Annotated in this window: 9 protein-coding genes, 1 rRNA gene and 1 pseudogene; 2 read left to right on the top strand and 9 right to left on the bottom strand. The window is 41.7% G+C overall.

Annotated elements, in window-relative coordinates; translation table 11 throughout:
• Positions 1-9: 9 nt before the first annotated feature.
• From MTP09_RS11860 to gcvH, 3 genes are all read right to left on the bottom strand, one after another.
• A 16S ribosomal RNA gene (locus MTP09_RS11860) occupies positions 10-1526 on the bottom strand.
• Between the two features lie 696 nt (positions 1527-2222).
• Positions 2223-2627: a VanZ family protein gene (locus MTP09_RS11865; protein WP_317618761.1), complete on the bottom strand. Its 405-nt coding sequence runs from the start codon at positions 2625-2627 to the stop codon at positions 2223-2225.
• Entirely contained in the window at positions 2569-2946 is a 378-nt protein-coding gene (gcvH, locus tag MTP09_RS11870) for a glycine cleavage system protein GcvH (RefSeq protein ID WP_243548563.1), read from the bottom strand. Before gcvH ends, MTP09_RS11865 begins: the two co-directional genes overlap by 59 nt.
• Positions 2947-3135: 189 nt before the next feature.
• Between gcvH and MTP09_RS11875 the strand changes: the two are divergent.
• A pseudogene (locus tag MTP09_RS11875) lies at positions 3136-4423 on the top strand (aldehyde dehydrogenase family protein).
• A 181-nt stretch (positions 4424-4604) separates the two neighbouring features.
• Here MTP09_RS11875 and MTP09_RS11880 read toward each other — a convergent pair.
• The 6 genes from MTP09_RS11880 to MTP09_RS11905 all read right to left on the bottom strand — a co-directional run bounded on the left by MTP09_RS11880 (position 4605) and on the right by MTP09_RS11905 (position 10059).
• On the bottom strand, positions 4605-6350 hold the full coding sequence (locus MTP09_RS11880) for an ABC transporter ATP-binding protein (protein WP_243548564.1): 1746 nt from the start codon (positions 6348-6350) through the stop codon (positions 4605-4607).
• Between the two features lie 449 nt (positions 6351-6799).
• Positions 6800-7942 carry a hypothetical protein gene (locus MTP09_RS11885; protein ID WP_152669387.1) on the bottom strand — a complete coding sequence of 381 codons (1143 nt, stop codon included), beginning with the start codon at positions 7940-7942 and terminating at the stop codon, positions 6800-6802.
• Positions 7943-8019: 77 nt separating this feature from the next.
• Positions 8020-8457, bottom strand: a complete 438-nt coding sequence (locus MTP09_RS11890; RefSeq protein WP_048500707.1) for a hypothetical protein — start codon at positions 8455-8457, stop codon at positions 8020-8022.
• 70 nt (positions 8458-8527) lie between these two features.
• Positions 8528-9121, bottom strand: coding sequence for a hypothetical protein (locus tag MTP09_RS11895; RefSeq protein ID WP_243548565.1), 594 nt, complete (start codon positions 9119-9121; stop codon positions 8528-8530).
• A gap of 61 nt (positions 9122-9182) precedes the next feature.
• The gene (locus MTP09_RS11900; RefSeq protein ID WP_243548566.1) at positions 9183-9641 is read right to left on the bottom strand and encodes a hypothetical protein; all 459 of its coding nucleotides are present in this window, start codon (positions 9639-9641) and stop codon (positions 9183-9185) included.
• Positions 9642-9849: 208 nt separating this feature from the next.
• Positions 9850-10059, bottom strand: coding sequence for a hypothetical protein (locus tag MTP09_RS11905; RefSeq protein WP_243548567.1), 210 nt, complete (start codon positions 10057-10059; stop codon positions 9850-9852).
• A gap of 349 nt (positions 10060-10408) precedes the next feature.
• Here MTP09_RS11905 and MTP09_RS11910 point away from each other — a divergent pair, with 349 nt between their 5' ends.
• Complete coding sequence (locus MTP09_RS11910) at positions 10409-12166, top strand: tetratricopeptide repeat protein (RefSeq protein WP_243548568.1); 1758 nt, start codon at positions 10409-10411, stop codon at positions 12164-12166.
• Positions 12167-12436: the final 270 nt, after the last annotated feature.

Consider the following 12436-nt stretch of genomic DNA (forward strand, 5'->3'; position numbering starts at 1 on the left):
TAGTCTCTAAAATGAGATGTTCCAGCCGCACCTTCCGGTACGGCTACCTTGTTACGACTTAGCCCTAGTTACCAGTTTTACCCTAGGCAGCTCCTTTGACGGTCACCGACTTCAGGTACCCCCGGCTTCCATGGCTTGACGGGCGGTGTGTACAAGGCCCGGGAACGTATTCACCGCGCCATGGCTGATGCGCGATTACTAGCGATTCCAGCTTCATAGAGTCGAGTTGCAGACTCCAATCCGAACTGAGACCGGCTTTCGAGATTCGCACCCACTCGCGTGGTAGCTGCCCTCTGTACCGGCCATTGTATTACGTGTGTGGCCCAAGACGTAAGGGCCGTGATGATTTGACGTCATCCCCACCTTCCTCTCTACTTGCGTAGGCAGTCCCAACAGAGTCCCCAACTGAATGATGGCAACTGTTGGCAGGGGTTGCGCTCGTTGCAGGACTTAACCTAACACCTCACGGCACGAGCTGACGACAACCATGCAGCACCTTGAAGATTGCCCGAAGGAGGGTCTGTTTCCAAACCTGTCAATCCCCATTTAAGTCTTGGTAAGGTTCCTCGCGTATCATCGAATTAAACCACATAATCCACCGCTTGTGCGGGCCCCCGTCAATTCCTTTGAGTTTCATCCTTGCGGACGTACTCCCCAGGTGGCTAACTTATCACTTTCGCTTGGTCTCTGAACCTTGCGGCCCAAAAACGAGTTAGCATCGTTTACGGCGTGGACTACCAGGGTATCTAATCCTGTTCGCTACCCACGCTTTCGTCCCTCAGCGTCAGTTGGACCTTAGTGACCTGCCTTCGCAATCGGTGTTCTAAGTAATATCTATGCATTTCACCGCTACACTACTTATTCCAGCCACTTCAAATCCACTCAAGACCCGCAGTATCAATGGCAGTTTCGCAGTTAAGCTGCGAGATTTCACCACTGACTTACGGGCCCGCCTACGGACCCTTTAAACCCAATAAATCCGGATAACGCTCGCACCCTCCGTATTACCGCGGCTGCTGGCACGGAGTTAGCCGGTGCTTATTCGTACGGTACCTTCAGCTATCTACACGTAGATAGGTTTATCCCCGTACAAAAGAGGTTTACAACCCATAGGGCCGTCGTCCCTCACGCGGGATGGCTGGATCAGGCTTCCACCCATTGTCCAATATTCCTCACTGCTGCCTCCCGTAGGAGTCTGGTCCGTGTCTCAGTACCAGTGTGGGGGATCTCCCTCTCAGGACCCCTAAAGATCATCGACTTGGTGGGCCGTTACCCCGCCAACTATCTAATCTTGCGCGTGCCCATCCCTATCCACCGGGGTTTTCAATATCTAGTGATGCCACCAGATATATTATGGGGTATTAATCCTCCTTTCGGAGGGCTATCCCCCGGATAGGGGCAGGTTGCACACGTGTTACGCACCCGTACGCCGCTCTCTGGGTAGCAAGCTACCCATACCGCTCGGCTTGCATGTGTTAGGCCTCCCGCTAGCGTTCATCCTGAGCCAGGATCAAACTCTCCACTGTATGTTTGTCCGTCCCGCTCAAAGTCATGACTCCGCCTTGGTTTTTTTCCTTACTTGGTTGTTGTATCTTTTCTTTCAATGAACTCCGTTCTTCCGCTATCCAGACTCCGCTCTGCCGCTTCGTCCGATTTGCGAGTGCAAAAGTATAAACTATTTTCTATATGGCAAAATGTTTTGAGAAAAAAATTTGAAATTATTCCTAACTGTCTTCTATTCAGCGTGAAATCTTTCAGAGATTTTGTTTCCGTCATCCTTAAACATCCCGCCCTCCTGCGCTCCCCGCATCATTGTTTCGAATTGGGACTGCAAAGATAAAGCAAATTTTTGAAACTGCAAATATTTTTTTTAATTTTTTTTTGCGGCCATTCCTGACTTATATATAAAAGCTACTTCGCTACCTCCTTAAAAGGTGGGTGCAAAGGTAATGCTTCATTGCGGAGTGAGCAAGCAACTTATCGTAAAAATAGCTGGAAGTGGAAAAAGTGTCGCGTAAATACTTGGCGAAAAGGAGGTTGCAGTCGTCGTCAAGTTATCCACATTATGTGAAATGTATACGTCGCGGTAGGGATAGTAGTGGAAATCCCGCAGTGACGACGAAGGAGGAGCGAGGAATTGGAACGAATAGCTCGACCCGAGGTGTGGGAAAATTATAAAAGTGTAAAGTAAGCGTCGGCGAGGGGACCGTCCAAAAAAAGAATCAAAGAGATTTAATCTTCTGGAAAAGGATATACCCTAAAAGAAAACCGACCGTATCGGCGACGAGATCGAGCCCTTCCAAAGATCTGCCAAACCCCATCACATCCTGCAAAATTTCGGTGAGCATCCCGTAGCAGAGCATTATTTGGAGGAAGATGAGAAACTTGATTCGGGGAAAGGCGCACATGAATGAAAATCCCAAAACCATGAATATTGAAAGGTGGAGTACCTTATCGATACCGTCGAACATAAAGAAGTATTCGCGGTTTTCGACACCTGGTTTGAGAAGCATATAAGTAAGAAATGCCCAATAAATGGGCAAAATCTTAGCAAATATTTTCGAAATTTTATCCAAGGGAAGCTTGGTACTGCTCTGCTGAAAGAAGTTCGGACTGATCCGCGCCATCCGCAATCTGCAATTTGATGATCCAACCTTTTCCGTACGGATCTGTATTGAGCAATTCTGGCTGATCTTCCAAATCGGAGTTGAATTCAGTTACAGTTCCGGAAAGTGGCAAGAAGAGGTCTGAAACAGTCTTTACTGCTTCCACGCTTCCGAAAACGTCTCCTGCGGAAAGTTCATCATCCACGGAATCCACATCAACAAAAACAATATCTCCCAATTCGCCCTGCGCGAAATCTGTAATACCGATTGTTGCGATGTTTCCTTCAATTCTTACCCATTCGTGGTCTTTTGTGTATTTTAGTTCAGACGGTGTGTTCATTTTCTCTGTTTTTTATTTCTTCAAAATTAAGTAAAATTCTTTGACCTGCAAACAATTCTTACCACAATGATACAGAGAGTGATTGAGCCACTCTTTATTAATTAATGCTGATTTTGCTACCTTTGTTACTACGGATTTCACAATCCACCACCTTATATATATAAGGACTCACCTAAATTTCTTTGTACAATGAACTTACAGAATAAACTTAATGCCGCTCAAAAATCCTTTGAGAACTGGCGAAAAACTTCCTTTAAAGAAAGACAAAAACTGATAGAAAAACTCTCAGGAGTGCTCGATTCAAACCGTGAAGCTTTAGGAACGATCATCACAAAAGAGATGAACAAACCCATTTCCCAATCCATTGCCGAAATAGAGAAATGTGCCTTGATGTGCCGCTATTATGCAAAAGCCGAAAACATTCTTCAACCAGAAAAAATAAAAACCGAATACCGAATCTCGGAAATCCACTATGTTCCAATAGGCGTGATTATGGGAATCATGCCGTGGAATTTTCCGTTCTGGCAAGTCTTGATATTTTGCCGTGCCTGCAATTTTGGCGGGAAATACGGTGGTGCTTAAGCATGCATCAATCTGTTTCGGAAGCGGGAAAAGGATTGAAAAGCTGTTTCTGGAAGCAGGTTTTCCAAAAGGTGTGTTCCAGAATCTGGAGATTGGACACGAAGAGGTGAAGAAAGTTTTGGAAAACCCGATCGTTCGCGGAGTAAGTTTAACGGGAAGTGAAAAAGCGGGAGCCGAAGTTGCGGCAACCGCGGGAAGAAATATCAAGAAATCCCTGCTCGAACTTGGTGGAAGCGACGCGTTCATCGTTTTGGATGACGCCAATTTTGAAAAAGCAGCAGAAAGCGGTGCAAAAGCGCGTCTCCAGAACTGCGGACAAGCGTGCAACGCAGGGAAGCGATTCATCATCCAGAAAAATATTGAAAAAGATTTTCTTCCCTTATTTATAAAGGAGTACCAAAAATTTGTTCCTGGAAAACCTTTGGATAAAGCCACCAAAATAGCAGGAATGGCGCGTCCAGATTTGGCGGATGATCTGGAGAAACAATATAAAGCTGCAATAAAAAACGGAGCAGAAATTATTTTGCCGCTTGAAAGAATTTCTCCCAACGAATTCGTGCCAGGTTTGATTAAAGTGAAAAAGGGAAATCCAATTTTGGATGAGGAAGTTTTCGGGCCACTTGGAATGGTCCTGGTCGCAAAAGATGACAATGAAGCCCTGAAACTCGCAAATGATATTCCGTTTGGACTTTCCAATTCAGTTTGGACGAAGGATAAAAAGCGCCAACAATTCTTTACCGAAAATCTGGATTCCGGGACTGTGAGTATTAATAAAGAGTCAAGCTCGGACCCTCGTTTACCGTTTGGTGGTGCGAAAGCTTCGGGTTATGGAACCGAGTTGTCGCTTTTGGCGTTGAAAGAATTTGTAATTGCGAAGACGGTTGTAGGAAACTGAAGATCCAAGAAACAAGGCAAAAGAAACAAGAGCCATGTGATTTCCATAAACGATTGTCAATGGTGAATTCGCTTTGCGGTGAATGGTGAATTTTGATTGGCGTTGCTCAGGAACCATTTGAGCAAACTTTAACAACCACTGCACCAAAATGCACCAACTGCAACAATTGCAACCGCAAAAACTACTTGCTCTCCTCCACTTCCTTTTTCAGCTGGGCTTTGTAGAGTGTGGCGTAGTAACCGTTTTTGTCGAGAAGTTCCATATGTTTTCCTTCCTCGACGATTTTTCCGTGATCCATCACGATGATCTTATCCGCTTTCTCGATGGTTGAAAGTCGGTGCGCAATGATGATGGAGGTTCTATTTTTGGTGATTTTCTCCGTTGCTCGCTGGATGAGTTTCTCGCTTTCTTGGTCGATGGAGGAAGTCGCCTCATCGAGAATCAGAATTTTCGGATCAGTAAGATAAGCTCTTAAGAATGAAAGGAGCTGTCTTTGTCCCAAAGAAATCGACGAACCACGTTCACGCACCACATAATCGTAACCATCGGGAAGCGACATGATAAAGTCATCTACCTCGATGTCTTTTGCAACCGCACGGATTTTATCTAAAGTAATGGTGTCGTCGCCGAAAGAAAGGTTTTCGAAAATACTTCCGTGGAAAAGGAAAACATCCTGCAGAACAACTCCGACATGACTTCTCAGATTGTAGAGTTCATAATCCTTTAAATCAACATCATCGAGAAGAATCTTGCCTGAATTAATGTCGTAAAGTCGCGTAATCAAACTGATAATCGTGGATTTCCCCGCTCCAGTCGCACCCACAATCGCCACCGTTTCGCCAGGATTTACCAAGAAGCTGATCCCTTTCAGAACCTCCTGTTTTTCATCATAAGAGAAATGTACATTCCTAAATTCAATTTTACCGTCAAAATGATCTTTCATCACTTTTCCGTTATTTGGGAGCATAAAATCTTCATCCATCACTCCCAAAACTCTTTCTGCACCTACGATTCCACGCTGGATGTTGTTGAAGCGGTCTGCAATTTGTCTTAGCGGACGAATCAGCATGGAAATGTACTGAATAAAAGCGATTACCGCACCTGCTTTAATAGTAATAAAACCTCCATACATCAGGATAAACCCGAGAAACAGCGAAGAAATCAGTTCGACAACGGGAAAAAACAGCGAGAAAATGAAAACTGTTCTCAGCAAAGCCGCCTTTAAAGTGATATTAATCTGATCAAATTTTTCAAATTCCGCCTTCTGTCGGTTGAAGACCTGAACCAAGGTCATTCCTGAAAGCCGTTCCTGTACGAAGGAATTTTGGTTGGCTGTCCAGGTTCGCTCGTCGCCGAAAGCTTTCTTTAAACGTTTTTGGAAAAATCTCGTAATGACCACCATCAAAGGTAAAATCGCCAATGAGATATAACTCAGGTGCACATCCACTTGAAACATCATGAACAGCACGAAAATGATACGTAAAATATCTCCAAAAACCATCAAGAATCCATCCGTGTAAACGGTGGCGATGGTCTCCACATCACCTACTGCCCTGGTTACGAGCTGCCCCACCGCAGTTTTGTCGAAAAAGGAAGTGCGGAAGTAGATCAGTTTATGGTAAAGCCGTTCACGAATATCGCGAATGACATTTTGCGAAATAAAATTGGAAAAATAGACCAGAAAAAAGTTCAGAATGGTTTCCCCAAAAACCAACGCCACCAAAATATAGATGTGCTTCATCATCAGCGCCTTGTCCTTTAGCCGGATGATGTCGGTATCCACGATCTGCATGGTGAGATAAGGTCTGTATGTGGAAATTACGGAAAGCAGGACTGAAATAACGAGCGTGAAAATAAACCACGCGCGGAACTTCATGCCAATCACGAAAAGCCGTCTGATAATATCCCAAGTGCTTTGCTTCTTCATTTATTCTTGTAAACGGTGCAAAAATACGGAAAAAGTTGGAGTTGGATAGAACGTGTATTTGTTTGTGTTGGTTGCAATTCTCAAGTTTCAGGCCTGTCTGCCGACAGGTAGATTTGAAGTTTCGAGATCATAACTGAGGAAAGAAATTCACTCGAAGAAATTCACTATTGAATTTCATCACTTATCACTCATCGCCCATCACTCATCTTCGCTCTGGCTCACCCACACTCCGACTTACCAACACACCCCCTCAATACCTCCACCGAAACATCAACGCCGACAAAGCAAAGGTTAGAACCGCAACGGCGCCATAAGCAGCCATTGTTGGATTGAGGAATTTACTCCAGGAGAGATAAACCATCCAAGAGGAAATCAATCCTGCGAGAAAGAGCAAGATTGCTGTGGGAAAGGTTTTAAAAAAAGTAAAGATCTTTTTCATTATCGTATTGCTACTGAAACTCATTGATGCCATAAAGTATTTCCTTCATTTTGCTGCCGTTTACTTCTACGGGTTTGTAGGCGACATTGAACTTATCAATGGCAATATTAATGTCGGATTTCAGTTTGCCGTATTCGATCGGTAACTTACTTTCGCATTGTGTTTGGTTTTGGTAGCTGTTTAGGATAATGCTAAATTTCTGGTAAAACTGTTCACCCGAATTGATAAAGTTATTGTATCCGCCGATAAACTGGATGAGTCGGTCAATAGGAAACTCCACCTCGATCTGCATCTTTCTTTTTTGAAGGTTTTCGGATTTAGCAATGGTCAGCACATAGTTTTCGAGTTTATCTTTCACCTCGCTCCAGTCGTCGTTTTCGCGACATTCTTTAAGTGATTTTGCGTAACCTATTGGTTTGGTGTAATCGCGAAAGAGCGTTTCGATATCTTTTTTGATTCCGTCATTTGATTTTTGCAGAAAGGCGGTTTCAAAATAAATCGTGTTCAAGTCATTCTGCATCCGGAGTGTGAAGTCGATAATGCAGTCCACTTTTTTTAGCTCAGATTCTTTCTCTTCTTTGGTAAGGTTGGAAACCAACATGCTTGTAAATGTATTGATTACCGAGGCAATTGAGTTTGTTCCCAAAATACTTGTGAGATCGAAACCAAACTTCTTATCTTTTTTTGACTTGATGAGATCCTGCACTTTTTCAAATTCAGGATATTGGGTAGGGTTTGAGATTTTTGAAATTTCCGAAAAAGTTCTAACGGATGAAAAATGATGATCCAGCCCTAGAACCTTTTCATATAAGATTCGGATAATTTGTAATCCTTTTATGTATCTGATTTTAGAAATCTCATTCGACATATCTGAAAGATTATTGCTGATGTTTGTTTTCAGCATATCCTTTTCAAGGAGCAGATTGAGTTTTCTTTCCGTGTTTTTTTCCTGAATTAGGGCAATATCAATTTCTTGCAACTTCTTGTTATAGAAAGTGATTTTTTCGGAATAGCTTTTAGAAACTGTTTCGAGTTCCGCATACATTTCTTCCACCACTATATTGGGATCATCTTTAAGTTCTTCTGCAAAAGCAAAGATGACTCCTAAAAAGAAGAAAAGGAAGATCATTGTAGTTTGTAGTAAATTTTTCATAATACTCAAATTTTAAAATGGGCATTGCCATTAGTCGCTTCACCGGCAATGCCCGGGTTTAGAAATCACGAAGCGCATTACTTCTCTGAAAGGGTGAAGATCACCACCGCTTCCTCTTTTTCGAAAAGCAGCGGATAATTCCCCTCCTTTATTCTCCCGTACTTTCTGTCAATCTGCAATTGATCGAGCAAAGAATCCTCGAGGATGATATCCTTTTCCTGAGAGAATTGCAATTTTTCGGTGGGTGAAATTTTGTCAAATTCTTTTCCTGCAATGTTTCTTTGCGAGCTTGTGGAAAGTGTTCTGTTGTCAAACACAAAAGCGATGGACTGACCGGAAATTTTTCTCACCGTAACCGCATCTTTGTTCACACTTGGCGGCTCCCCAGAAACATCGCACAATCCCAAACCTCCGTGGCAGTCTCTGCCACGAATATCTGCCGAAATCCTTGCCTCTTGCGAAAACAGAAAGAGCGAAAGAAACATTGCAGGCAAAATTGCATGTTGTTTTTTCATATTATAGGGGTTTAAAATTTAACGATTAATATGGGTGTAATTCTGTTACAGGTTATTTTCAATCCTGAACTTATTTAAATTGAATCTCTTTCTCTGTCAGTCCCCATCCGTCTTGGAAATCCATATTCAGCTTTACTACCTTAATTTTCACTTTTCTGTTGTTTTCAGCCAGCTCCTGCCAAGCCGAAACATGGTCAACATTTCTATTTCCTACAAAAATTGCCCAATTGATCATAAGATAATAATCTGAATCATTCATTACATGCATTGACTCCGATTCTAATGGAATAGTAAAGTCGGTAATAAGTTGCTGTATATTATGAGTGCCTGTTTTTAGTTTAGTATTGGCATCCAGATTTGGAATAACCCGAAATAATCCGGCATTACATGATTCGGAATCTTCTTTATAAATGAGTTCGTTACCGTTTTTGTCAAACAATATAGCTTCGGGAATTCTCTTATAGAAGACTTTTATGATGTCTGAAAATGCTTTCTTGTCTTTGCAAAGATAGTTGTCGCCATGCTGCATTTTATTCTGATCCAAATACATCTTGATGTTTTGGGGGTTCTCTAATTTCGGGTCTTTAAAACCGAAAATTGTTTTGCCAATTTGCTGACAGGATACAAGTGCCAATAAGCAAAAGAGCATGATAATTCTTTTCATAATTTTTCTTTTTAAAATCCTTTCTGTTGCAACCAACAGAAAGGATTTAATGGGGTTAATGCTATCTGATTGATACCGGAATAATATATGACCCGTAAATATTTGAGTCAAAGCTTGGCTTATATGCACCAGCTTTTAGCGTATAAGTTCTTCCGTCCATCTCAACGGGAATGTCATTGTCAACATGCAAGGTGTTATCAAATCTTGTTGTATCGATTGTTTGTGCCAAATCAAAACGATAATAGCTTTGATTCGAGTCCTCAATTAAATACCCCGTAGCTGTTGATTGCCGAAAGCTCACATCTATATCAACATAAGATCCTTTACAGAAACCAAATCCACCACAATCTTTAGATGTCCTTCCGATCACCCAATGGATTTTTATTCCAATTTTTGACGAAGGCGCGTCTGCAAATTTTACATCTTTGGCAGTAGGTTCCAATTTCGTTGACTTCTGCCCAAATGCAAAAGAACCCACAAACACCATCAACACCGCGAAAAATTTAATCATTGTTTTCATAATAATTTTTGTCTCCTCCAGATTTTTGGTTTTAAAGAGCAACGGTCGGGAGAGGCACGTATTTGCGACCGCTGTCTTTGGTTAAAGATTTAAGTTTTGCGAAACCGTTTGTTTTAAGCCGCCGGCTCCGCTTCTTCCGGCTATTGCGGGATGTTTTAGGAGTTCCCGCAAACTCCTCCTATTCGTAGCTACTGAATATTCTGGTCAATTACTTAATTGGTGGTTTTACATTTGGGGCATTTTCTTGAGGCAACCCTACAAGAACAGAATCCGAATCTTCGGAACTATTCCTGTTCATCATAAGGTCTTTGGCTGTATCCATATCTTCTTTGTGAAAATAGGGCAAATTCTCCTGTTCTCGGCAGCTCGTCAATGCAAACAATAAGATTGCGGCAGCGAACCATACTATTTTTTTCATGCTTTAAAATTTTAATGGGTTTAAAAAATTCTAATCACATGCAATTGCGTCTTAAAAGTTTTTCGTTTTCATCTGTGAGATTTATTTTACTCCTTTCTTCACAAAATCTGAAATAGCGAGCTCCTGTTCTTTCCGAAAATCTTCCGTGATTCCTTACCGACAAATCTATATGCCGAACCGATACCCACCAAAAGAACCGACGGAAATTTTAATGATGAAAATTGTCAAAATCAGAAAAACCATTGTCAAAAAATGAAAACCCCATCAGCAAACCACTCATAATCAGCATATAAAAAATTTCCGAGAGATAAGATTTTTTAGCTACATTTGGGTTTCAAAAGCATCCAAAGTGACGGAATTCCGCAGTTTTTTTCTCCTGATTTTCCTTTTTACACAATTGCCGTTCCTGTCATTTGCGCAGCCCGGCGAATATTTAAGCGAATATTCTGATTATCCAGCATTGGAAAAGAAGATAAAGTCTCTGGAAAATCAACCCGAACAGTCGATGGTTTATGTAGAAATGTTTATTAGGAAAGCAAAAAAAGAAGGGAATGCCGATAATATTCATAAAGGATATTTATTTGCAACCTTTAATTCCAGAGAAGAAATACAACTAAAATACGGTGACAGTTTAATTGTTTCCTCTATAAAACTGAATGACAGGAATAAGACAGGTGAGGCGCTTCTGTCACAAGCTTTGGTTTATCAGGGAAATGAAAATTATGAGAAATCCTTAGAATATACCCTTGACGCTTTAAAAATTTTTGAAGAAACCAAGAATCTTTATTTAATCAATACAGCAAAATATTCGATTGCGGAAATCAAAACTTTTCTGGGAGCTTATTCGGAATCCAATACTTTATTTATTGAAACCACAGAGTTTTTCAGAAACAATCAAAAGAGAATAGGCAATACTGACTATCGACTATATTACCTCTACTCATTACTTGGATTAATTGGAACTGAAAATCGCTTGAAACATTTTTCTGAAAGTCAGAATCTTATCGACGAGGGAAAAGCTTATGTGAGCAAAAACCGGGAGTTTTTGGGCTACTTCCCGTATTTTGTCTCTTCCGAAGGAACCAACTTCTACTTCCAAAACAATTATCCCAAAGCGATCGAGAAACTCGACGAAGCCCTGAAACTTTACGACGACAAATGGAAACACCTCACCGAAAAATTCTATATCGGCATGAGCTACTACCACTTGAACCAATACGACAAAGCCATTCCCTACCTTCAGCTGATCGAAAAGGACTATGATGAAACGGGCAAACTCTTCCCCGAATTCCGCCCCGGCTTTGAGGCGATGATCGACATCTACAAAAACAAAGCAGATAAAGACCTGCAACTGCACTATATCGACAAACTCCTGATCATCACCAAAAAGGAAAACGAAAGCAGGGAAAAAATCCGCACACGCTTAGAAAAGAAAATGGGTGAAACCGAGCTGCTCGCCGCCAAAAAGGAATTGGAAAACTATAAGAAATGGCAAAAGTTTGCACCGATTTGGATTGGAACAATACTAATTGTTGCGGGACTGTTGTTTTACCGAAACCGGAGTAAAAAACTGCGAAAAAAAATATCACCACATTCGGAAGATCATGGTTTTTCCACGACTGAAACTCTTGAAACCATTGCCCTTTCCCTACACAACGATGCGCCGTTTACAGCTGAGCCGACAGAAATTACCCCAACTACACTTCCACTAACCGAACCTGAAAGTTCTGAACCCACCGACTTTAGCAAATATGCCCCGATCCGGAAAGAAACAGTGCTCCTCATCCAGAAAAAACTCGCCACATTCGAAGAAGAAAAGCGCTTTACCTACAAAAACATTAAGCTCAGTTCGCTTGCAAGGGATTTCGGAACCAACGAAAAGTATATTTCCGCCATCATCAAAGCCGACAAAGAAAAGAACTTCAATGAATATTTGAGCGACCTCCGAATCGACTATTTCCTGCAGCTCCTCAAAATACCTGAAAATAAATTGAAGAGCATCACAGAACTTTCAGAAAAAACGGGCTTCACCAACAACGAAATGTTCCATAAGGAATTCAAGAAGAAGTTTGGTGTTTCTGTGAAGCAGTATTTTGGGAAGGATTAATCGGCTTTAAGCAATCGGCTTTCGGCTTTCGGCGGTTTAGAGTTGAAAACTAAGTTTATCGTTTTTAGCCAATGATAATTTCTCACCGATTTCACAGATGACGCAGATTATTATGTGGTTGCAATTGTTTCAGTGGTATCAAGTTTCAGGTTTCAAATTTCAAAGATCATAGCTAAAGAAGAAATTCACTCGAAGAAATTCATTCTTGAATTTCATCGCTCATCACTCATCACTCATCGCTCATCACTCATCGACACTCCAACTCACCTA

The sequence above is a fragment of the Chryseobacterium suipulveris genome (genome assembly GCF_022811685.1).
GTDB lineage: Bacteria > Bacteroidota > Bacteroidia > Flavobacteriales > Weeksellaceae > Kaistella > Kaistella suipulveris.

Coding starts and splice junctions, on each gene's coding strand:
- MTP09_RS11865 (WP_317618761.1), bottom strand. CDS start 2,627: ATGGCGCGGATCAGTCCGAACTTCTTTCAGCAGAGCAGTACCAAGCTT.
- gcvH (WP_243548563.1), bottom strand. CDS start 2,946: ATGAACACACCGTCTGAACTAAAATACACAAAAGACCACGAATGGGTA.
- MTP09_RS11880 (WP_243548564.1), bottom strand. CDS start 6,350: ATGAAGAAGCAAAGCACTTGGGATATTATCAGACGGCTTTTCGTGATT.
- MTP09_RS11885 (WP_152669387.1), bottom strand. CDS start 7,942: ATGAAAAATTTACTACAAACTACAATGATCTTCCTTTTCTTCTTTTTA.
- MTP09_RS11890 (WP_048500707.1), bottom strand. CDS start 8,457: ATGAAAAAACAACATGCAATTTTGCCTGCAATGTTTCTTTCGCTCTTT.
- MTP09_RS11895 (WP_243548565.1), bottom strand. CDS start 9,121: ATGAAAAGAATTATCATGCTCTTTTGCTTATTGGCACTTGTATCCTGT.
- MTP09_RS11900 (WP_243548566.1), bottom strand. CDS start 9,641: ATGAAAACAATGATTAAATTTTTCGCGGTGTTGATGGTGTTTGTGGGT.
- MTP09_RS11905 (WP_243548567.1), bottom strand. CDS start 10,059: ATGAAAAAAATAGTATGGTTCGCTGCCGCAATCTTATTGTTTGCATTG.